Below are 19,400 nucleotides of genomic sequence, written 5' to 3'. Positions count from 1 at the left end.
CATGCGTAGTAGTCGTTTTTCGCTCGGCGGCAAGATCGGGCTGGGGATCGTTATTGTCGTTGCTGTTATTGCGTTGGTTTCCTTAGTGTGGACGCCTTATGATCCGCTCCGGGTTATGCCGGGGTCGCGGTTGGAGGGGCCGTCGATAAGCCATCTTTTGGGCACGGATCGCTATGGCAGAGATGTGTTGTCGCAGGTGATGGTGGGATCTCGCATCACTCTCCTCGCGGGGATTGTCGCAGTGTCTGTGGCAGCGCTCGTGGGGGTGCCGCTCGGCGTGTGGGCAGGGATGCGGCGCGGCTGGATAGATTCGGTGATCATGCGCGGCGCAGATCTGCTGCTTGCGTTTCCGGGCCTGCTTCTGGCGATTGTGGCCATCGCGATGTTTTCGGCCACCACGTTGACCGCAATGATGGCTATTGGAGTGGCCAATATTCCGGCTTTTGCTCGTGTGGCGCGCGCGGCGACGATGCAGGTGATGGCGCAGGATTATGTTGCTGCAGCCCGCGACTCCTCCCGTGGGGAATTGAGCATTGCAGTGCGCCACGTGATTCCCAATATTTTGAGTGTGGTGGTGGTGCAAGCGTCGGTGGCTTTTGCCCTCGCCATTCTTGCCGAAGCCGGCCTGAGCTTCCTAGGCCTTGGCACTCCGCCGCCCGATCCTAGCTGGGGTCGGATGCTGCAATCTGCGCAATCATCGCTGGCTACCGCACCGCTGTTGGCTGTGTGGCCAGGTCTGGCTATCGCGCTGACCGTTTTGGGCTTTAATTTGCTTGGCGACGGCCTCCGCGATCTCACCGACCCCCGTTCCGCGCGCCGTTCCGCAGGTTTTTCTAAGGAGTCTTCATCATGACGCTTCTCCAAGTCCGCAATCTCACTGCTGCGGGAATCCTGAAGGATGTGGCTCTGGCAGTCGACCGCGGCGAGCGCGTCGGACTGATTGGGGAATCCGGCTCCGGCAAAACGATGACCGCGCTGTCCATCATGCGACTCATCAACGCGTCAGGTTCCATTCGACTCGACGGACAAGAGCTCACGGCGCTGTCGGAGAAAGCGATGTGCCGTATCCGGGGTCGCAAAATTGCCATGGTGTTCCAGGAACCCATGACGGCTCTCGACCCGCTTATGCGAGTGGATAAGCAGATCGCTCAGGTGCTCAAAGTTCATTCTGTTTCCCCACGGGGGAAGGTTGCGGAGCTGCTGTCGAGCGTGGAACTCGACCCTGCACTCGGCAAGCGTTTTCCCCACGAGCTCTCGGGCGGGCAGCGTCAACGCGTATTGATTGCCATGGCCCTGGCCCACGACCCCGACGTGTTGATGTGCGATGAGCCAACAACTGCGTTAGACGTGACTTCTCAAAAGGCGATTGTCGACCTGATTTTGCGTCTTGTCGCCGAGCGCGGAACTGGCCTGCTCTTTATCACTCATGATCTGGGTCTGGTGGCCGCCACGTGCCAACGCATTCTGGTGATACAAGGCGGCGCAGTCATCGAGGAAGGAACCGTAGAGCAGGTTCTCCACTCCCCTGCGCACTCTTATACGCGCACGCTTATCGACGCCTCCCAGCTCCCTCCCGCCCGCCCGCCATGATTACTGATGAGTCCATGGTGCGGGCGCGGGGCGTCGACAAGCATTATCGACGCCACAAAGCGGTCGATGGCATTGATCTCCACGTCTCCCGTGGGGAAAGAGTCGGAATCGTGGGCGGCTCGGGCTCGGGGAAGACAACGCTGTTGAAAATGATCGCGGGACTCATACGCCCCACGTCAGGCAGCATCTCCGTCTCCGGCACCAAAAAGATGGTCTTTCAAGACCCCATGCGGTCTCTGGATCCCCGCATGACCATCCGCGAGATCGTCGCCGAGCCGCTCCCGCGTGCCAGCGACGAGCGCATCGTTGAGGTTTTAGAAGAAGTAGGCCTCAGTGGGGAGATTCTCGACCGTTTTCCCCACGAGTTCTCGGGCGGGCAGCGCCAGCGCATTTCTATAGCTCGCGCGCTGATTGCGTCACCGGATATTCTGCTTGCCGATGAGCCCGTCTCAGCCCTCGACGTCTCAGTAAGAAAGAAGGTCCTCGCCCTCATAGACCGGCTGGTTCACGAGCGCCATCTCACCCTCTTGTTTGTCTCCCACGACCTCAACGTGATCCGCTCCGTGTGCTCCTCTGTGGTGGTGATGCACGAAGGTCGTATCGTGGAGGCCGGCCCTGTGGACGAGGTGTTTGCCAATCCCAAGGCCGAATACACCAAGCAACTCTTGGCGGCGATCCCCCACTTAGGATGACGTTATATACAGCAACACGCTGGGATCAAGAATGTGTTCCTCAGAATAGTTAAGCCCTCCTACCACGTGGGCCAGCTGATCAAACGCCTCGACTTCGTGGGCGGAAAGAACAACGGGATTATTCATGAGAATGAGTGTAAACCACGGGGCTCACATTAGTGATCCGCAACCTTGTTTTTGAGAAGCGCCAGGATTTCCTCGCCAGCCCAGTGGATGCCGTCGTGCTGATACTGGTTGGTGATGTGGAGGCGGGCGTCGCAAAGCTTATCCGCGGTGTGCAGCGAATACTCATAGGGCACAAACGCATCGTCGACGTACACGCACGCGGCTGCGACGGGGCTCTGCGTCAGCGCTTCCGGGCGATACGGTGACGCATCCCACCGACGCATGGCCAAGTCCTGCGCAGCCTGAGTAAACGGAACCAGGGCCGGATCCTCCTCGAACTGCCACGGATAAATGTGCTCGCCGGTGAGATAAAACTTCTCCGCAGACCGTGGATCAACATCTTGCGCAAACCCCTCTATTTCCCCACGGAGGCGGTGGGCGGACCACGCCGTCTGCGACCCGCCAATCCCGCCATAAATTGACTCGTGGATCGCGGCGTAGAGCGGGGCACTCGCAAAACTGACCTGTGCACCAATTTCTGCCAGGACATCAGTTCTGAGTTTCTTCTCTCCGTTTTTCTGAAACGGACTCTCAAGGAGATACCCAAGGAATAGAATCCCGCCGACCTGCCGAGAGTAATGCCGATGGTGCGGAACCTTCTTGAGCTAAGCCGCTCCCCCGTGGGGAGTTTCTCGTCGGAGTTATCAAGGTGATGGCAGATTTCCCTGATGCGCGCTTCAACCCACGGGAATTGGCTATAGAATTCCTCGCTGCGGCGTGCGATGGCTGCGTAGGTGGCACGATACACATCGTCCACGTGAGCTTCAAGGGCTGGAAGAACACCAGTGATATAGGATTTGTCAACCGATTCTGGGTACAGGGAAAGATAAGAAGTAATGCAGAATCCGCCGAAGCTTTGTCCGTACAGAGTCCATGCGGAGATTCCCAAAGCTTTACGCAATGCCTCTGCATCATGGACGATAAATTCTTGGCGCAAAAGGTGCAGTTTGTCTGCGTCTGTGCCGAGGGTGTCGCAATCGATGCGATGCGAACGACCGGTTCCACGTTGATCTAAAAGAATCACGCGATGTGTCTTCAGAGCTTCCTTGATCACGCCACTGATAGAAATCGGGCGCGGGGCCGGAAAACCGGTTCCTCCTTGGAGATACAAAAGGCCGGATAGTGTTCTCCCCAGCGGGCACTAACTCGCGAGCAAAGAGCTCAAACGTCCCCAGTTCCGGGTTCTGCGGATCCCAAGGGACCTCCAGGGTGTGTTCATAAACTGTGCATCCAAGGTAACGGGTCTTCATGGCACCCATCGTATTCGCAGGCACCCTTATTCCTCGCCGTGCACCTCCAAACCGCATGAACCACATGAACCGCATGCCCCGCACCCGCGCAGGACTCGCGCCTGGCCCGCACCTGTGCACCAAGATCTCTATTTCCCCACGATAGGATTGGGGCATGGAAAACGTGGAAGCTCTCCGCCTCGCCCACGAGGCCGTCCTGGAAAGAATCGCCAATTCTGCCGAGCGCGCCGGCCGCGACGCCGCAGAGGTCCGTCTTATCGCGGTGACCAAGACTCACCCGGTGGCAACCGTACGAGATGCAGTGGCGGCGGGGATGACGGTGCTGGGAGAAAATAGGCCACAGGAGCTTTCGGCTAAGGCCAGCGAGGTGTCGGGGGTGACGTGGTGCGCGATTGGCCGGCTGCAGCGCAATAAGGCCAAGGAGGTGGCGGCGTGGGCGCAGGAGTTCCATGCGTTGGATTCGATACGCCTGGCGGAGGCGTTGCAGCGAAGGCTAGAGACCGCAGACCGCACGTTAGAAGTATTTGTACAGGTCAATACCTCCGGAGAGGTTCAGAAAGGTGGCATTGCTCCGGCCGAGGCTGCGAAGTTTTTAGGGCAGCTAGCCGACTATGACCGCCTCCACGTACGAGGACTAATGACGATGGCTCAGAATTCCCCCGAGGAAGCCATTGTGAGGTCGTCGTTTGTTCAGCTGCGCGAACTTCACGATGCCCTCCAGCCGGACTTCCCCACCGCAACCGAATTGTCGATGGGCATGTCCGGCGACTTTGAATGGGCAATCGAGGAGGGCGCAACGAGCGTGCGGGTAGGCAGCGCGCTGTTTGGCCCCCGTGGGGAATATCTGGGTTAGGTGCGCAGGAGGGCGCCGTGTTTCACCACGGTGATCTGCCATCCGGCGCTGCCGACCTCATGGAAATCGGTGACGGCGTGACCGTCGTCGGCGGCCCATCGTGGAATGGTTTCGGTGGCTTGGGTGCAGTCGAAGTCAATGACGAGCGCTTCCCCGTCGCTGAGCTGGTTGATGGCGGTTTTTGCGTCGATAAGAGGGAACGGGCACACCGCGCCCAGCGTGTCTATAACGTATGCGCCCGGTGCGACTGCGCGCAATCCTTGCTTATCGACGCCCACCTTCACCCCCGCCGGCGCCACCTCAAAGGCGCTGTTCACGCGAGTTTTCTGCGTAGGCTTGAGCCATACCTTCGCGGTAGCAGCAACTCCTAGGCCGATAAACAGCAGCGCCACCCACCCCTGATAACTAAACAGACTGGTCTGTACCATGCCATTGCCACGGTGCATCCGCCGGCAAGCGCCGCATCTATGCCCATGAGTGTGCCGCCTGCGATCGAGCGTATCGAGGTCGTCGCATCCGGCACCCGCACCCGAAACTCACCCGTGGCCTTTGCCGAAGCAAACGACCCTACAAGGATTCCCACAACAAGCAGCGTCCCCCAATTCAGGAATTTTGCATCGCCCGTGGTGAGCCAGCTAGTCAAGTGCGCTGTTGGGGTGGTGATGCCTAGGCCGTCGTTACGTCCAGTAGCAGCCGACAGCGGCCAGGCAAGCACCCCGAGAATCCCCACGAGGAGACCAGCCGTGTTCAGGCTCAGCGGGCGCTTCCATCCGGTGCGCCCCAGCGTAGCCACACTCACCCCGTCTTTACTGCGGTAATACCACACCGAATATGCCGTAAGCAGCGAAAGCCCAATCGCGAACCACCACGGGGAGAGCCCAAACGTATCAGGGATGGTGGTTGCGTTAATGGTAAATCCCTTGAGCCAGGTCGCTCCCCCGTGGAGAATTCCGGTCTTCATCGCAGCAGCCGATATGCCATAGAAAAGCAGCGCAAACCAGGATCCGACCAATCCTTCCCCTGAGCGATACCACGTCCCAGAAGCACAGCCACCGGCCAACACGATGCCGATACCGAAAATAAAGCCACCTACAACAACAGCAAGAGGCGCGAACGCATCCACTGGAGTGGTGATGACGCCGAGCGTGCGTAGCGCTGATAAGCCCACCGCGTGCACGGAAATCACAATAAGAAGCGCCACAAAGCCACGCCACGTTTTTAAAAGATAAATGTCTCTGAGCATTCCGGTGACACAGAAGCGACCACGCTGTAAAACAACGCCGAGCACTGCGCCAAGGAGAAGACCTGTTGCAATCATGAGGGGATATTCCTTTGGTCTGGGTTGCGTACCCCACACACGGTAGACCTATCCGTCTAGAACTACAAGGATTTTAAAGACAATTCTGTCTATTTTGAATAAATAGGGGTTTGCTGCGATTTTTTAAAATTCAGCTTTAACCCCGTGGGGAAACTGTGCAGCGTTCTCCTCCCCTTTGCCGAGTTCCATCCCCTTTCCCTCACCTGTTTGTCGTTTTTGAGAACGCTAGCGCGTACACACCCTACAAAACCCCAGGACACAATTTTTAGCGTTCTCAAAAGCGACAATGTTGCACCCCCTATTCAGCAAAGCACCCCTCACATCTTCCTTTATCCTTTTTAGATATATATCCTTAACTTATGAAACGCTGAAATTTCTCTAATGTATTTTGGTAGTCCTATTTCTAGAAATTTTCAGATGTACCCCTCCCTCCACAGCCCTTAAAGTTGATCAATCGCCAAAGCAGGATGGAATTACATGCTCGGGAAACTCATTGTTCGTTCTGTAGTTCGGTCTTCGACCACCTGGATTGCATTATTTATCTCTTCCATCGCTTTGTCTGTTGTCCTTTCTCTCAATATCGGGCTTGTTGCAGCTGGGGTGGCAGCCGATGGTAAAGCGCAACAGGCATTTATCGCTATGGGCGGCGTGGCACTTGGTTTTACTGCTCTTACCGGTTTTGCTTCTTTTGTTCTGGTGGTCGGTATTTGTATCCGGTTGCAACAACGGCATGTCGCGCTTTGGCAGATCGTGGGAGTTATGCCAAAGGCCGCTTTTAGTATTTTGCTCCTTGAGGTCCTCTTAGTGAGCGCGCTATCAGCGGTGATCGGAGCCCTTGTGGCTATCGCCGTGTGGCCCGCGTACGCCGCTTTCGTGGCTTCTATAGTGGTCTTCCGCAGAGCGATGTCCTTACTGCCCCGCTACCTTTGATTGCCCTTGTCATAGGGGTCTCGCTTACCGCGGCAGTAAATGTGGTCACAGGTATCCGCAGTGTGCTTAAGGTTGTCCAGTCCAACCTTGTTCACGCCTTCTCATCTTCAGCCGGGTTTCCCCACGGGGAAACAAAATCTCGTGTTCGACGCATCATCGCTGCGTTGGAAGGAGTCATCCTGATACTCGGGGTGTTAAGCCTCTATGTGGCTTTGTCTCGCGCGCCGGAACCAGATTCGGCTCAATCCGTAGGAAATTTCCTTACGTAGTACCCAGGTATGGGAATTTTGCTTTGCTTTGTTTTCGCAATGCTAGGCGGGGCTGTCATTCCTCCGGTGATCTCACTGCTTCGGTTCATTCCGGTGAAGTCCAATGCATGGTTTTTGGCCACCCGGGAGGCCTCCGCTCGCCCACCGCTTACGCGTTCTTTGGTCATGCCAGTCAGTTTGGCTGCCGCTGCGGTTGGTGTGATGACCATGTGGGTAGGAAAACTCACAGCGGTCTTCACGCAAGGTTATGGTGCTGAGGATTCGGTGTCTGCGCCTCCTGAGCAGATGGCGCTTCTTTTGGGTGGTCCAATTGTGGTTGCATGTGTCTCGGCAGCTGCGGTTGTCTTTGCAACGTATAACCAGCGTTCCGAGGATAACGCCCTGTTGTTGGTCTCTGGGGCAACTCCACCGATGATGTATTCCAAAGCGATAACGGAATCCGTTGTGTACGGTATAACTGCGCTAGTGTGCGCCTGCATCATTGTTGCGGTCAACGAGGTTGCTATGGTCTTTGCTCTTAAAAGCGGCCCCGTCCCGGTCGCTTCCTTCACTGCCCCGGGGTGGCAACCAGTGGCTGTGATTGTGCTTGGGATTGTGTTGCTGCTCATTATGCTGCTGGTCATCGCGGCCAGGGGCGCACGCAAGAATTCAGTATCTATCGTCATAGGGAGTAAGTAATCGTGAATAGGCCCCTTCTCGTTGCGCTCAGGCTCGCAGCGTATCGACGTCCTACGCGGCGTCGATGTAGACGCCTACCCTGGCGAGTTCGTCGCAATCGTTGGTAAGTCCGGCTCCGGAAAATCGACGCTGTTGTATTGCCTCTGCGGTTTGCACCAAGCTGACGAAGACCGCATACGTCTCGGCGAGCATGACGTCGCTGGCGCGTCTCGGGCGCAGCTGGCCAGTATTCGGCGCGCCACGATGAGCTTTATTTTCCAAGATCTCAATCTGATTAGTGCGCTCAATGTCTCAGATAACGTACGGCTCCCTTCGCAGCTGGCAGGGAAAAGAGTGAGCAAAAAGAAGGTCGATAACGTATTGGAGCAAGTGGGGATGCCAGGCATCGGCAAAAAGCACCCTCACCAGCTTTCTGGCGGGCAGCGCCAGCGTGTTGCCATCGCGAGATCCCTGCTGCGTCGTCCACCCCTGCTCTTCGCCGATGAGCCCACAGGTTCTCTCGACGTAACTTCAAGTTCCACCGTGATGGATCTGCTCCGCGGGGTCACGTCGGCAGGCACATCTTTAGCCATGGTCACCCATGATCTCGACATTGCGGCTTCCGCCGATCGCGTTATCGTCCTGGAAAACGGGCACAACAGTGCCGTCCTCAACGCGCCCTCTTCTGCCGAGCTTTTTGCGCGCATTCATGGGCAGACAGCGGATAAAGGCGTGTGATCACCGCTTCCGCTCAAAAGTATCGGTTGCCACAGCCGCCACAACCCCCAAGCACACGAGGCACACCATCGGCCCGAGTGCCATCCACGGGGCGCGTTCTAGATAACGCGTAGATTCTTCCAGGATCACGCCCCAATCAGGGCTTCCGACGCTGGCCCCCACGCCTAAGTATCCCAATGCCGCCAGCGAGATCGCATTGTGAGCGATTCTCCCCACGGAGTGGCGGATTACTGCCGGCGCAGTCCACGGCACAACATGGTGGCGCAGCAGATGCCATCGGGTGGCTCCCATCGTTGCAGCGAAACGATAATGCCCGCTGGCTTTGGCCTCTTGCACCACCGCTGCGCAGTGAGAGGCCAGCGGAATCCATCCAACGGATAGCACTGCAACGGCAGCCGTGGTGGTGGAAGGACCTAACACCAGCCAGAATGAGGCCGAGGAGGACGGCGGGAAAAGCGTTGAGAGCATCGCCGATGTGCAGCACCCACGACCCCATATGCCCAGCGATCAGCCCGATGAGTGCACAGGCGGCGGTCACTGCGATGGCGACTCCTATGGAATAGGCAAAGCCGTCGGCAAGCCTGGCCCAGATGTCGCGGCCAAGCTGATCTGCACCCAGCGGATGGCTAAGGGAATACCCGGAAAAACGGTCGTCGGTGTTAATCGCACCGCTGTGCACAACGCCAACGCCCACTGCGATAAGCGGAAGCAGCGCCACAGCAAGGCTGATGCGATCGAACACCGCGCTGGTTCCTGCGTTCACGCCGGTGCCTAACGACACCCCAGCCACGTCGCTTTCCAGACGTCGCAAGATGAAGCGACGCAGCCAATTCGCCACGATGCCGCTCACTGCGCCGACAACAAGCACCACAAACACTGCAGCTTGCAACACAGGAAGATCGGAACTCAATGCGGATTCCACCACGGTGCGACCAAAGCCAGGAATGTTAAAGGTGACCTCGACGGCTGCAGTGCTCGCAAGAGTACCGGCGAAGAAAAGGGTGAGCAGAGGAATCGTGGGTACCAATGAACGCCACAGTAGCTGGCGGACAATACGAGAATGTGCCACGCCATTAATCCGCCAGGATTCCACCCACGTTTCTTGCATCGCGGAATCAGATGAAATCAACAGCACTCGCCCATAGACACCGCCGGCGCATACCCCCAGGGCTAACGACGGCAACACCATATGTGCCGGCGACGACCACCCGCCCACGGGTAACACGTGCAGAGTCAAGGAAAAAACCACAACACGATCACAGCGACAACAAAGTCTGGAAGCGCCGCCAGCGCTGCCAACACCTGGGGCGCTGCCGCCCCGGCGCTTTTACCGCGAGCGGCCCCGGCCAGGCGCGGCCCCACGATCATGAGGGCCACCACCAAACACAGCATCGTGGAGGCAAAAGTGAGGGTGGCGGTAATTCCTAATCCGTGGGTGGCCTGCTGCCATGCATCCTGCGCAGGGTTGAAACCCCAAATTCCCCACGGAAGAGGCCGGCAAACCACCGCAACACCGATTCCCACGGAGTCTGCGGAAGATCGAATTCCTCCCGGATCGCTTGGAGTAATTCGGGAGTTGCCTCGCGTTCGCGTTCGCGGGCTCGGAGGACGGCGAAAGCCGGCTCGCGCCCGGTAAACCACGGCAATAAGGCGGTGGCTACGAGGGCTAGCAGATATGTTGTTACGGCAATGCCCACCGTGGTGAGCGTGCGTGCGCGAAAGCGAGGCGATCTCATGTGGGGTTACTTCTTAGCGGAAAGTTCCGTCTTTTCTGTGATGAGGGAACGTTCCATGGGGTCGGTGGACAGGCCCTCTACATTTTTGGAAGCGACCAGTAGTTGCTCGTGGGCCAGCGGGACGACGGCTCCGGTGGATACCACGTCTGCGCCGATGGATGCGGCGCTCTGGAGGCGAGTGTTGAGATCTTTCTCGCCCTTAGCGTCGGCAATGTCCTTGTCGATCTTCGGGTCGCAGAGGCGCGACAGGTTGTAAGAACCCTCGCAGGAGAAATCGGTCTCTAGGAATGCGAGGGGGTCACCAGCACCAGACATGTAGTTGCGGGATCCGATGATGGCGTCAAAGGAGCCGTCGAGAAGCTGCTTTTCCAGGGAGGCATAGTCGGCGACCGTGATCTCCACGTTAAAGCCCAAAGCACGAAGCTGGTCGGCGATGAGATTCGCGGTTTCGGGGAGCTCGGCGCGAGAGTCCCAGGTGGCTAGGCGAACAGTCTTGCCTGCCCCGAGATTCGCGTCGGCCTTAGGAGCCTCCGATGCAAGCGGCTTAGCCTTCTGAGCTGCAGCCCACTCGGTGTCCTGGTTGAAGAGAGAGCCTTGCGTCTTATTGGCTTTACCCTCGTAGATTTTCTCCACGATGGGTTCTGTCTTGATGGCGCCCGCGACAGCAGCGCGCAGGTGAGCGTCTGCGAACACGCCCTTTTCAGCGTTGAGGTGCAGCAGCACGGCGCGTGGGAGGTGAACGTCGGTGATGTGAGCGTCGGAAAGCTCTGGCAGCGAGACCACAGGGACGCCCTTGACCACGTCAAGGTCACCAGCACGGAAAGCATTGGCGCGAGCTGCGCCGTCTTCAATGAAGGAGACTTTTAGAGCGGAGGTCTTGGGCTTGCCGTTCCAGTAGTCGCCAAAGGCCTCAGCGGTGACGGAACCGTCGGTTTCTTTCTTGACCAGCTTGAAGGGCCCCGTCCCGTGGGCAAATGGGTCGGGATTCTCCCCCTGATATGCGGCCTCCGCGAGGATGGCGGTGCCGGGGTCAGAGAAACGCTGAACCAAGATGGGGTCAGCCTTAGGCGACGTGACGGTCACCTCATGCTCGCCGGTGGCCTCGACTTTCAGGTCTGCTTTGCCCAGGCCTTTTGGTCGGGTAGCTGCAGAAAGAGCGTGTTCAAGGGCATTTTTCACGGCTTTTGCATCGAGTTTGCTTCCATCGTGGAAGGTCACGCCCTGACGCAGGCTAAGCACAGCAGTGCGGTCGTCTTTCATCTCCCACTTCTCAGCGAGTACTGGCTTGAGCTTGGCGTTCTGGTCAAGGGTGACCAGGGTCTCCGCGACACCCATACGCAGGTTAAGCACGGAATCGTCAGAGAACAGGGAGAAACCAGCGACGGGCTTGAACTGCAGCGCAACGCGCAAGGTCTGTCCGTCGGCGGAGTCAGAACCTGAGTTGGTGAAACAGCCAGACAGAGTCGCGGCAACGGTCAAGGTGGCAACTGCCAATCCGAGTTTCTTCATTTTCATTGTTGAACGTCTACTTTCTTTTGTTCTTTAAGTTTGGCAAGCCCCACCGCCGAGACGGCAAGCAGCGCAGTCATAGTCAGCCACGGGATTGCGGCCCGCCGGCTGAGTGATTTCCGCTTTGTCCAGAGTCGCCCCCACGGCCACAGAACCCAGCAGAACTGCCAAGCCGCCGAAGCCGTTAAGGAACCCGTAGTAAGAGCCCAGGTTCTCGTTGCTGGCTAGGTCGCCAACAAGATCTCGGGCTATCGGGACCGCGATCATAATTCCGGTATGCAGCAGCACCATCATGATCACGGCTGGCAGGTACGCTGCCCAGCCGTGTATGTCTATCCCTGACGCTGCACCAACCACGGCAAAGCTCGCAGCCATGAGGCCAAAGCCGCCGCCTAAGACCACCTTGGTAGGCTGCTTTTCAGCCCAGCGGGTCACACTCGTTTGCAGCGCGATCACAAAAATCGCAGCGCCTGTAAAAAACCAGCCCAATGAGCTATCCGAGCCAGCAGCGCGCCGAAGCTCCACCGGCAGCGAAAGATACTGTTGGTTGTATGCGAGCAGATACGTGGAATATAAAATCGCAAAGACCACGAACTTTTTGTTGGTGATCACGCTCGCCCATACTGCGACCATCCCCAAAGGTGCACTCTCCCCGTGGGGAATTGGGTTCTTGTTCCACCGGCGCCATAGCAACGCGTGCATCACAAAGATGCCAGCGAAGATGGCGGCGCCGGCAAACGAGACGGTGGAAAATCCGAGGGGGATCAGCAACGCTCCCAGCAAAGGCCCTGTTAACGAGCCCACCCGGGAATAGGACGCGTCTAGGGCAAACAACCGTGCGCGCGTAATCACGCCCTGTTTTTCCAGCGTGAAGCCTTCAGAGGCAAAAATGGATTCCACTGCCGGGGAGAACAATGCTGCTGCAAAACCAATGAGCACCACGCCGAGCGTCATCGACCCCACACCCGTCGCCATGCCCACGGTGATAAAGCCCAGCACCCGGATGGCAACGCCCACCAGCAAAATGGGACCAGCGCCCCATTTATCTACCAGCCCGCCGCCTAGGAAGAACAGCCCTTGTTGACTAAAGGTACGAATCCCCAAAACCAGGCCAACCACGGCTCCCGCAGCCCCAAGGTTTTCTGAAAGCTGAACTGCAATAAACGGCACCACTAAGTAAAACCCGATGTTAAAGAGCATCTGAGTGACAAGCAGCGTAGAGATATGGATAGGAAGATTGGTTAGTTTCACTGGTCAAGCTCCAAAGCAGCGCGGAGAAATACCTGTACTTCAGGGTCGGTTGTTTTTATGTGATCGGCTGGCCCGACATAGCGCGCTGTTCCACCGACCATCACAAGAAGCTGGCTGCACGTGGCGCGCAGCGCGGCAACATTGTGGGAGACAAAGATAACTGTTGCATCGGATTCCAAGAGCAGCGCCTGCAATAGCCGCGCGGTCTCGCCGTCCAAGGCCGAAAAGGCCTCGTCCGCGATCACGAGTTCAGGAGATCCCAGCAGCGCACGGGTGATCGCCACGCGTTGCCGCTGCCCGCCAGAGAGCTGCCTGGGCTTGCGTTGTGCTACCGCCGGGTCCAGCCCAAGCGCCTGCAGAAGACCGGGTATTTCCCCACGGAGGTGGTTGAGTTTTTCCGCGCTCCCCTCCTGCCCACGAAGCCGAATCACTTGCGGTTCGATGATGCACTCGGCCACTGTCATCCGTGGGCACAGTGAGGAACCAGGATCTTGAGGAATGTAGCCCACCACTGCCGCGTCGACGCTCACGCTGCCGGAATCCGGGGCGATCATTTTTGTGATGAGGGAAATCAGCGTGGTTTTGCCGGCACCCGAGGGGCCGATGACTCCGAGTTTCGCGCCCGCATTCACCTCAAAAGATAGCTTTTCGACGCGCCCAGCCACGGTAGCCTCGCAAAATTTTACAAGAACGCGTCTGGTCATAGCTGTGTCACCTTTCCGTCGGCAACATGCAACTGCCGGGTGCCTAATCGCCTAGCAACTCCCCGCGAATGGGTGGAGATCACTACTGCGCCGCCCGTGGCCTCATGGAATGCGTCCAATGCGTCGATCACAGCAAGGGTGGCTATGGGATCGAGTTCTGAGGTGGGCTCGTCGGCAAGCAAAAGCTCGGGGTGCGACGCAAGAGCTCCCGCGATCGCCACGCGCTGGCGCTGACCGCCCGATAACTCCAATGGATAGCGATGTCCCAGCTCACTGGTGATACCGCAGTTAGCCAAAGCTCGCTCTGCCACCTGGTTGGACGTTGCCATGAGCCGCACCTGTTTATCGCAGCGCACCAACGGATTAAGCGAGCCCAAAGAATCCTGCATGATCAGCGCCGTGCGTCGTGCGCGTGTGATCTCACCTGTGACGACGATTCCCGGCGTCGTCGCCCCACACAACGCACGCAACAACATAGTTTTTCCTGAGCCGCTGCGACCAGTGATCGCGATTTTGTCGCCAAAAAAATATCAAGCTTATCCACGCTCAGCAGCGTCGTACCAGACGCTGTTGCTATGGTGAGACTCCGTACACTAACGATCGGCTCAGCGGGGTCGCGTTCCACGATCTACTCCTCACGGGCCTGGGCGGTTATTTCCCGGCGCGACCCGTCAACGGCGCACCGACGCTATTGAACGTATTTCGCTTTTCAATAGTTCTGCCGCCGGCTAGCTTAGCACAGACACAGGTGTGCACCTAACCCGGATTCAGGCCTTCCTGAGGATTCCACACCCAGCGCTTTCCCAAGGAATCCTGAAAGCTAATCCTCACTACTTGATGCCTGGTACTCGATAACAGCGCGTGTGTCTGCGAAGACCCACATTCCTCCGGAAGCTCCCATCCCTGCTCAAACCTATTGATAGCAAAATAACGACCTGGTGGAAGTACTTTTATGCACAAAGGTCGGGTGGTGATTCCCTGAACCTCTACGTCGATCTGTACGTTGTAGAAGATCGATACCTGCGAGCCTTCATTGGATACAACAAGGCCCCACTGCTGGCATGTGTCTTGTTGGTCACGGTAGGACCACCAGGCCTGTAATCCCCCTGCGATCAGACGACGATCGCGTTCCATATCTCGGTGATCCCGCTCTTGCTCGCGCTTGTGCATAGCAAGCTCGGTTTGTCGTTGTTCCTCACGAATATGCCTATTGAGTTCAACGCTCAAGCTTTCTGTCTCTCAGGCATACTTTTCAGATTTTCTCGACTGCCGATTCGCCTGAACCGCGACGAACAGCGCCGCGAGGCCGCTCAAAGCTCCCGCCCATTCCGCTAGTGATCCTATGTCCATAGATTCAAAAACTATCCCCGTGGGGAATAATAAACGAGTTCTCCCGATACAGGGGGTATGGTATCGGGAGAACTCGTGTGTGTTACAGGCGGTGTTTATCCCTCGTCCGTGGACAAAGCTGCCACGAAGGCTTCTTGCGGCACGGACACCGAGCCGATGTTCTTCATGCGCTTCTTACCGGCCTTCTGCTTCTCCAGCAGCTTGCGCTTACGCGAAATATCGCCGCCGTAGCATTTGGCGAGGACGTCTTTACGCAGGGCTCGGATATTTTCGCGGGCGATCACTTTGGAGCCAATTGCTGCCTGCACGGGGACCTCGAATTGCTGGCGAGGGATGAGTTCCTTGAGCTTCTTGGTCATCTTGTTGCCGTACCACTGAGCGTTATCTCGGTGAACGATGGCGGAGAATGCGTCGACCGGCTCGCCTTGCAGGAGGATGTCTACCTTGACCAGGTCTGCCATCTGTTCACCTGATTCCTCGTAGTTGAGGGAGGCGTAGCCCTTAGTACGAGACTTGAGCTGATCAAAGAAGTCAAAGATGATCTCGCCCAACGGCATGGTGTAGCGCAGCTCCACGCGGTCTTCGGAGAGATAATCCATTCCTCCCATGATTCCGCGCTTAGTCTGGCACAGCTCCATGGTGGTGCCCACAAAATCTGAGGGAACAATGATGGTGGTCTTCACGATCGGTTCATAAACCTCACGCAGTTTTCCGGCAGGCCAATCTGAAGGGTTATGAACCCGGGTTTCTGCACCGTCTTCGGCGACCACGCGGTAGTTTACCGACGGTGCCGTGGAGATCAGGTCGAGGTCAAACTCACGCTGCAGGCGATCACGGGTGATCTCCATGTGCAGAAGTCCGAGGAAGCCGCACCGGAAGCCAAAGCCCAGAGCCACGGAGGTTTCCGGCTCGTAGGTGAGGGAGGCGTCGTTAAGTTGTAGTTTTTCCAGAGCATCGCGCAGATCCGGGAAATCAGCCTGGGAAATCGGGAAAAGACCGGAGTAGACCATGGGACGCGGTTCTTCGTACCCCTGCAACGGCTCTTCTGCCCCGTGGACGGCCCACGTAACGGTGTCGCCCACCTTGGACTGGCGCACGTCCTTCACACCGGTGATCAGGTACCCCACCTCGCCAGGGCCCAGACCTTTACATTTCTTAGGCGTGGGGGAAACGATGCCGATTTCCAGCAACTCGTGGACTGCGCCGGTAGACATCATCTGAATCTTTTGGCGCGGGGTCAGCTTGCCGTCGATCATACGAATGTAGGTGACGACGCCCCGGTAGATGTCATAGACCGAGTCGAAAATCATCGCGCGGGCGGGTGCTTCCGAGCCAAAATCAGTAGCGGGGGCCGGAACCAGCTCGGCAACCTTGTCCAGGAGCTCCGCCACACCTTCACCGGTCTTACCGGAAACCCTCAAGACGTCCTCAGGCTCGCAGCCGATGATGTTGGCTATCTCCAACGAGTATTTCTCGGGGTCGGCAGCGGGTAGGTCTATCTTGTTCAAGACTGGAATGATTTCCAGGTCTTTTTCCATAGCTAGATAAAGGTTCGCAAGCGTTTGGGCTTCAATCCCCTGGGCGGCGTCGACAAGCAAAATCGCGCCCTCGCAGGCCTCAAGTGCGCGGGAAACCTCGTAGGTAAAGTCCACGTGGCCGGGGGTGTCGATCATCTGCATGACAATCTGCTGATCGGCAAACGCGCCAGAACGCGGAACCCACGGCAAACGCACGTTCTGCGCCTTGATGGTGATGCCACGCTCACGTTCGATATCCATGTTGTCCAGATACTGGTCACGCATGTCCCGGGCGTCGACAACATTGGACAGCTGCAAAATTCGGTCCGCCAAGGTGGACTTACCGTGGTCAATGTGAGCGATGATACAGAAGTTTCGAATCTGCGAGGGATCCGTAAACGTCGTCTCCGCGAATTTATCGGCCATGGGCGTTACTACTCGTACCTTTCCTTGTGAATTCTCCCTAACACTACCCGACCCACGCCACACTCGAACAATGCAGCGTTAGCATCTCAGCAGCCCACCCCCACACACAAAAGCGTAACGCGACAGCCCCCACAAAAGTCCCCAAAACTACACAACACATGCAAACTCACTACGCGAGGGCTAGGGTATGGGAGCATGGGCATGAAAGACCTAGTGAAGATGCGCTGGCTAAGCAGACTCGCAGCCATACTCACACGCGAATCCACTATCCCACTCGATCGCGGCCTGGACAGACTTAACGACCGAATCGGACTCGACCACGAACACCGACGCTTCCACCGGATGGATATCGTCTCCTGCAAAGTACGCCCCTCCGGCGAATGCGCGCGCACCATCTTCTATGCCCCCAACATGGACGGACAAGTCGACCCCGGAGAGGTCGTATGGTTCTGGGCCCCCAGCGACAACTCCCCCAAGAAACTCCGCGAACGCTCCATCGTGGTCGTAGGGCGCCATGGCCCCAAAGTTCTCGGTCTGCTCATCTCCCCCAACCCGACGCACAACAACGACGACCACTGGCTCGACATCGGCGCCGGCCCCTGGGATGAAGCCGGGCGACAAAGCTGGGTACGGCTAGACAAAGTCGTCTCCGTGCCAGAAGCCGATATTCGACGCTCAGGGGCGGTCATGCCGTCTAGGCGCTTTGATCGCATCGCCAACCGCCTTCGTGGGGAATTCGGCTGGGAATAACACGGAAAACCTATAACTGACCACTGACTTCCACCACGGCAGCTTTTTATAAGTGCATCCTCACCCCTAGCCTTCTCAACACGACCACAATAGTTTGTTCCCGCCCCCACGAGCTGGTAAAATTTCCGCTCGTTGTCCATTAATGTCCTTTTGGTGGATGTTCCCGCAAGGCGGTCAGGACCTTGGGTCCGCTTTCATAGCGAGAACAGCTCAGCTAGCGCGTTCCGCGTGTCAGCTCACCGCAATCCAACAAAAGGCTCAACAGAAAATTAAGAGGTATTGCCATGGCAAACATCAAGTCCCAGAAAAAGCGCGTTCTCACCAACGAGAAGGCTCGTCTGCGTAACAAGACCATTCGTTCCGCTGTTCGCACCGAGATCCGCAAGTTCCGTGAGGCTGTCGCTGCCGGCGACAAGACCGCAGCTGAGACCCAGCTTCGCGTCGCATCCCGCGCACTGGACAAGTCCGTGTCCAAGGGCGTCTTCCACCGCAACAACGCGGCAAACAAGAAGTCCAACATGGCTCACGCGCTGAACAAGATGGCTTAAGTCTTACGCACGAGTAAGCGCCCGGTATCTGGAGTTTTGCTTCACGATACCGGGCGCTTACTCGTGGGGAACACAGAGGACGGTGCACGCTGCTTTGGTCAGAACAACGAAGTCGCTCCGGTAAAGACCAAACCGCAACCCGCAAAAATAAAGAAAAGGCCAGCGCCCAGGTCTATCCATGGGCCAGCCTTGAGCAGCTTCACCCGCATCGCGTTAGTACTAATCACGGTAGCCAGAAGCATAAAGCCGCCGAATGTACACACCACCAGCGTCACAATGACCAACAGCGCCGTGCCGATGCTTGGCTCCGAGGGGAGAAACGGAGCAATAATCGCCGCAAGGTAAAGAATAATCTTGGGGTTAGACAAATTTGTGAAAAATCCCTGTCGGAGACAACTCGCCGGAGTCCCCACGAGGGAATCAAGATTCGCGGCCACCGTAACCCCACCATCGCGAAACTGCGCCCGCGCCGACAACAGCAACCGGCTTCCCATCCACAAAATCCACAGGCCACCTACCAGCTGAATCGTGCTCAAAATAGCTGGATAAGCAGTCAATAACGCAGTCGCACCAAACACGGTCAACGTAAGCCAGATCGTAACGCCAATCGTAATGCCGCACACCGCGGCGTACGCGTGTCGACGCGACTTGGTGGCCAGACGGGTGACAAAAAAGATATCGGATCCAGGTGTCACCATGCCGACCAGGCTGATGACGACCAAGGTCCCGAGCTGGCTAAGCTCCATGTTGGGAAAGCGTGGCGGCTAGCTCGTCTAATCCGAACATCCGGGCAGTGTCGATGGCATTCGGATGCCCTTCGTGGGGAAATGCGCCGGCGTTGAGTAGCTTTTCCACCACCGTCATATCCTGTTTGAACACGGCACCCGCAAGAGGTGACTGCCCGCGACCATTGAGCTGGTTGACGTTTGCTCCACGGGAGATAAGGGCGTCGAGTGTCTCATGATGCCCGGCGTATGCAGCGAGCATCAGCAGGCTGTTGCCGTCTTGGTTGGTGAGGTTGGGGTCTACGCCGTTGTCGATGTAGGCGGCGAGATTGGTGGTGTCGCCGTTGCGGGCCATGTCGAAAAGCTTGGATGCCAGCTCTTGGACGTCTTCGGGTACAGATTTGTCATTCACGGTCAATATT

Annotated in this window: 16 protein-coding genes and 6 pseudogenes; 10 read left to right on the top strand and 12 right to left on the bottom strand. The window is 57.4% G+C overall.

What is annotated here, in order from left to right; translation table 11 throughout:
• Window position 1: 1 nt before the first annotated feature.
• Both ET810_RS01000 and ET810_RS12155 read left to right on the top strand, forming a co-directional pair.
• Window positions 2-853: an ABC transporter permease gene (locus tag ET810_RS01000; RefSeq protein ID WP_134315983.1), complete on the top strand. Its 852-nt coding sequence runs from the start codon at window positions 2-4 to the stop codon at window positions 851-853.
• Window positions 850-2,282: pseudogene (locus ET810_RS12155) on the top strand (ATP-binding cassette domain-containing protein). The gene ET810_RS01000 and the pseudogene ET810_RS12155 overlap by 4 nt, the downstream one beginning before the upstream one ends.
• Here the strand turns inward: ET810_RS12155 and ET810_RS12955 are convergent.
• A complete protein-coding gene (locus tag ET810_RS12955) occupies window positions 2,274-2,408 on the bottom strand; it encodes a hypothetical protein (protein ID WP_256219704.1) in 135 nt (44 codons plus the stop codon). The pseudogene ET810_RS12155 and the gene ET810_RS12955 overlap by 9 nt on opposite strands.
• A gap of 29 nt (window positions 2,409-2,437) precedes the next feature.
• Window positions 2,438-3,706: pseudogene (locus tag ET810_RS00985) on the bottom strand (alpha/beta fold hydrolase).
• On the opposite strand from ET810_RS00985, the gene ET810_RS11920 reads away from it, so the two are divergent.
• Both ET810_RS11920 and ET810_RS00980 read left to right on the top strand, forming a co-directional pair.
• Complete coding sequence (locus ET810_RS11920) at window positions 3,696-3,842, top strand: hypothetical protein (protein WP_166741038.1); 147 nt, start codon at window positions 3,696-3,698, stop codon at window positions 3,840-3,842. The pseudogene ET810_RS00985 and the gene ET810_RS11920 sit on opposite strands and share 11 nt — an antisense overlap.
• Window positions 3,843-3,851: 9 nt before the next feature.
• Window positions 3,852-4,550 (top strand): YggS family pyridoxal phosphate-dependent enzyme, encoded by a 699-nt coding sequence (locus ET810_RS00980; RefSeq protein ID WP_087454375.1) that lies wholly within the window; start codon window positions 3,852-3,854, stop codon window positions 4,548-4,550.
• Here the strand turns inward: ET810_RS00980 and ET810_RS00975 are convergent.
• Window positions 4,547-5,868: pseudogene (locus ET810_RS00975) on the bottom strand (YeeE/YedE thiosulfate transporter family protein). The gene ET810_RS00980 and the pseudogene ET810_RS00975 overlap by 4 nt on opposite strands.
• A 477-nt stretch (window positions 5,869-6,345) precedes the next feature.
• On the opposite strand from ET810_RS00975, the gene ET810_RS12125 reads away from it, so the two are divergent.
• The 4 genes from ET810_RS12125 to ET810_RS00965 all read left to right on the top strand — a co-directional run bounded on the left by ET810_RS12125 (window position 6,346) and on the right by ET810_RS00965 (window position 8,462).
• Window positions 6,346-6,798, top strand: a complete 453-nt coding sequence (locus ET810_RS12125; RefSeq protein ID WP_194085557.1) for an FtsX-like permease family protein — start codon at window positions 6,346-6,348, stop codon at window positions 6,796-6,798.
• A gap of 62 nt (window positions 6,799-6,860) precedes the next feature.
• On the top strand, window positions 6,861-7,067 hold the full coding sequence (locus ET810_RS12120; protein ID WP_193432997.1) for a hypothetical protein: 207 nt from the start codon (window positions 6,861-6,863) through the stop codon (window positions 7,065-7,067).
• Between the two features lie 66 nt (window positions 7,068-7,133).
• Complete coding sequence (locus ET810_RS12225) at window positions 7,134-7,745, top strand: FtsX-like permease family protein (RefSeq protein WP_225870269.1); 612 nt, start codon at window positions 7,134-7,136, stop codon at window positions 7,743-7,745.
• 21 nt (window positions 7,746-7,766) lie between these two features.
• Window positions 7,767-8,462 (top strand): ABC transporter ATP-binding protein, encoded by a 696-nt coding sequence (locus ET810_RS00965; RefSeq protein WP_225870398.1) that lies wholly within the window; start codon window positions 7,767-7,769, stop codon window positions 8,460-8,462.
• Here ET810_RS00965 and ET810_RS00960 read toward each other — a convergent pair.
• From ET810_RS00960 to lepA, 7 genes and pseudogenes are all read right to left on the bottom strand, one after another.
• Window positions 8,463-10,198 (bottom strand): annotated as a pseudogene (locus ET810_RS00960) (ABC transporter permease subunit).
• Window positions 10,199-10,204: 6 nt separating this feature from the next.
• Entirely contained in the window at window positions 10,205-11,713 is a 1,509-nt protein-coding gene (locus ET810_RS00955; RefSeq protein WP_087454376.1) for an ABC transporter substrate-binding protein, read from the bottom strand.
• A pseudogene (locus ET810_RS00950) lies at window positions 11,710-12,958 on the bottom strand (MFS transporter). Before ET810_RS00950 ends, ET810_RS00955 begins: the two are co-directional and overlap by 4 nt.
• Window positions 12,955-13,662 carry an ATP-binding cassette domain-containing protein gene (locus ET810_RS00945; RefSeq protein WP_134316291.1) on the bottom strand — a complete coding sequence of 236 codons (708 nt, stop codon included), beginning with the start codon at window positions 13,660-13,662 and terminating at the stop codon, window positions 12,955-12,957. The pseudogene ET810_RS00950 and the gene ET810_RS00945 overlap by 4 nt, the downstream one beginning before the upstream one ends.
• Window positions 13,659-14,287, bottom strand: a pseudogene (locus tag ET810_RS00940) (ATP-binding cassette domain-containing protein). Before ET810_RS00940 ends, ET810_RS00945 begins: the two are co-directional and overlap by 4 nt.
• A 131-nt stretch (window positions 14,288-14,418) precedes the next feature.
• Entirely contained in the window at window positions 14,419-14,889 is a 471-nt protein-coding gene (locus tag ET810_RS00935) for a hypothetical protein (RefSeq protein ID WP_225870268.1), read from the bottom strand.
• A gap of 218 nt (window positions 14,890-15,107) precedes the next feature.
• Window positions 15,108-16,955 (bottom strand): translation elongation factor 4, encoded by a 1,848-nt coding sequence (gene lepA / locus ET810_RS00930; protein WP_134316292.1) that lies wholly within the window; start codon window positions 16,953-16,955, stop codon window positions 15,108-15,110.
• A gap of 195 nt (window positions 16,956-17,150) precedes the next feature.
• Here lepA and ET810_RS00925 point away from each other — a divergent pair, with 195 nt between their 5' ends.
• Window positions 17,151-17,705, top strand: a complete 555-nt coding sequence (locus ET810_RS00925) for a type II toxin-antitoxin system PemK/MazF family toxin (protein ID WP_087454379.1) — start codon at window positions 17,151-17,153, stop codon at window positions 17,703-17,705.
• Window positions 17,706-17,989: 284 nt separating this feature from the next.
• Window positions 17,990-18,253 carry a 30S ribosomal protein S20 gene (rpsT, locus tag ET810_RS00920; RefSeq protein ID WP_023636099.1) on the top strand — a complete coding sequence of 88 codons (264 nt, stop codon included), beginning with the start codon at window positions 17,990-17,992 and terminating at the stop codon, window positions 18,251-18,253.
• A 98-nt stretch (window positions 18,254-18,351) separates the two neighbouring features.
• On the opposite strand, the gene ET810_RS00915 is transcribed toward rpsT, so the two are convergent.
• Both ET810_RS00915 and ET810_RS00910 read right to left on the bottom strand, forming a co-directional pair.
• Window positions 18,352-18,999 (bottom strand): LysE family translocator, encoded by a 648-nt coding sequence (locus tag ET810_RS00915; RefSeq protein WP_087454380.1) that lies wholly within the window; start codon window positions 18,997-18,999, stop codon window positions 18,352-18,354.
• A complete protein-coding gene (locus ET810_RS00910) occupies window positions 18,989-19,390 on the bottom strand; it encodes an ankyrin repeat domain-containing protein (RefSeq protein WP_087454925.1) in 402 nt (133 codons plus the stop codon). Before ET810_RS00910 ends, ET810_RS00915 begins: the two co-directional genes overlap by 11 nt.
• Window positions 19,391-19,400 lie beyond the last annotated feature (10 nt).

Source organism: Corynebacterium silvaticum, from assembly GCF_004382825.2.
GTDB classification, from domain to species: domain Bacteria; phylum Actinomycetota; class Actinomycetes; order Mycobacteriales; family Mycobacteriaceae; genus Corynebacterium; species Corynebacterium silvaticum.
The sequence above is the reverse complement of the archived record's forward strand: the minus strand, read 5'-3'. Positions and strand labels throughout refer to the sequence as shown.

Coding starts and splice junctions, on each gene's coding strand:
- ET810_RS01000 (WP_134315983.1), top strand. CDS start 2: ATGCGTAGTAGTCGTTTTTCGCTCGGCGGCAAGATCGGGCTGGGGATC.
- ET810_RS12955 (WP_256219704.1), bottom strand. CDS start 2,408: ATGAATAATCCCGTTGTTCTTTCCGCCCACGAAGTCGAGGCGTTTGAT.
- ET810_RS11920 (WP_166741038.1), top strand. CDS start 3,696: ATGGCACCCATCGTATTCGCAGGCACCCTTATTCCTCGCCGTGCACCT.
- ET810_RS00980 (WP_087454375.1), top strand. CDS start 3,852: ATGGAAAACGTGGAAGCTCTCCGCCTCGCCCACGAGGCCGTCCTGGAA.
- ET810_RS12125 (WP_194085557.1), top strand. CDS start 6,346: ATGCTCGGGAAACTCATTGTTCGTTCTGTAGTTCGGTCTTCGACCACC.
- ET810_RS00955 (WP_087454376.1), bottom strand. CDS start 11,713: ATGAAAATGAAGAAACTCGGATTGGCAGTTGCCACCTTGACCGTTGCC.
- ET810_RS00945 (WP_134316291.1), bottom strand. CDS start 13,662: ATGACCAGACGCGTTCTTGTAAAATTTTGCGAGGCTACCGTGGCTGGG.
- lepA (WP_134316292.1), bottom strand. CDS start 16,955: ATGGCCGATAAATTCGCGGAGACGACGTTTACGGATCCCTCGCAGATT.
- ET810_RS00925 (WP_087454379.1), top strand. CDS start 17,151: ATGGGCATGAAAGACCTAGTGAAGATGCGCTGGCTAAGCAGACTCGCA.
- rpsT (WP_023636099.1), top strand. CDS start 17,990: ATGGCAAACATCAAGTCCCAGAAAAAGCGCGTTCTCACCAACGAGAAG.
- ET810_RS00915 (WP_087454380.1), bottom strand. CDS start 18,999: ATGGAGCTTAGCCAGCTCGGGACCTTGGTCGTCATCAGCCTGGTCGGC.